Origin of the sequence: Acidovorax sp. SUPP3334, assembly GCF_030159055.1 — a bacterium.
Taxonomy (GTDB): Bacteria; Pseudomonadota; Gammaproteobacteria; order Burkholderiales; family Burkholderiaceae_C; genus Paracidovorax.
Genome location: NZ_BQXQ01000102.1, coordinates 1 through 1,373 on the forward strand (window position 1 = coordinate 1; position 1,373 = coordinate 1,373).

At 45.6% G+C, this 1,373-nt stretch carries 2 protein-coding genes; both read right to left on the bottom strand.

Features of this window, described 5'->3' with window-relative positions; all coding sequences use genetic code 11:
• Window positions 1–263: 263 nt before the first annotated feature.
• Window positions 264–680, bottom strand: a complete 417-nt coding sequence (locus AVHM3334_RS23635) for a hypothetical protein (protein WP_284415868.1) — start codon at window positions 678–680, stop codon at window positions 264–266.
• Window position 681: 1 nt separating this feature from the next.
• Window positions 682–1,373 (bottom strand): RHS repeat-associated core domain-containing protein (locus tag AVHM3334_RS23640; protein ID WP_284415869.1); only part of this gene is annotated, 692 nt, incomplete at its 5' end.

The window sequence follows — 1,373 nt, forward strand, 5'->3', positions numbered from 1 at the left end:
CCTACCTGCGCATGGCCAAGCTCAAGGATCTGCCGACCAACCCCTTTGCTCCTGCTGCCCCGATTGGGCTCGGCGTTACGCCGCATGTTCTCTGAGGTCCAGTTCCACTCGAAACGGCATAGAGCCGAGGGATGGGGGAAACGATTTATGCCAAATCGGGCTTAAGCGCAATAGGCACTAGGGCAGTGTGCTATAGAAAAAAGAGCAATACTTTGGAGGGCAGGTGTCGTACTTCGCTTTTGAATCCGCCATTTGAGAAAATTTCAAGAAAGGGCGTAATTTGGAATGTCTAGCTCCAACGGGGAGCATATAAAAGAAATTCCATCTTCTTTTTGTTTCACATGCCAAAGAATGAGCCCTTTTGTCCAGGATTTTGGAGACGTGGTTAATTTTCCGATTACTGAGTCATCGTGGAATTTTTTTAGAAATGTCTCTTCGCCTCCTTTGGCTATTTTTGATATCAAAAATGGTGGAATCCAAATGTTGTTAATTTCTCCTTCTCCAGACCATCCTCTCTTGAAAAATTTTTTCCTTACTTCAAATTCGTATTCGATGTAGTTTGGTAAAATTTGGTCTATTCTTTTTATGAAATAAAACTCATCGATCCACTCGTAATCATAGGTGAAGAAATTTTTTATATCTTCAGGTGAATAGGGCAGTAGTAATTTATTTGGAGTCATGCTAAAAAATAATAACAATAGTTTCAAATCTTGGAGCTACATCCGGAAAGTTTTGTCTTTGAGCTTTAAATGAAAATGCCGACTTTTTCCCTTTGGCTAAGCATGGCCAAATTTTTCTTAGGGCAGCATTAATGGATTTTTCTATCGCACTTATGCCTGGAATGTTATTTCCAAATCGACCCGCTGGATTGTTGTAAAGAACGTCGCTAGCAATATATGCGTCTACATCAGATGCATATGTCCATGGGGCGCCTGTTTGCCCACTGAATCCAGTTGCCGTGCTTCCTCTAATACCTACTCTTGCGCTTGGATCGACAGCTTTGATGGCAGGCTCTGCGGCTTTAACAAGAGCAGTTGTTGCAGCAAGGACTTGCGCTCTGGTGGGGCAAGAGCTAAGCCCAAGTGGATCGCTCCAATTAATTGGGTTGGCAGCGTATTCAAATAAATGTCCGCCGCCCATTAACCCAATGGGGTCTTGACTAATAAACCTGCCAATAATTGGATCGTAATACCGGAACCGGTTGTAATGCAGCCCGGTTTCCTCATCGAACTGCTGCCCCTGGAAACGGAAGGGTTGATCGATGGACGGGCCTGGAGTGGAGGCCGCTGTTTTTCCTCGATGCCACTGGCTGGCACTGCCCACCGACACGCCACCCGTTCCGGTGCCAAGCACCGTCTCCCTGATCCGTGCCT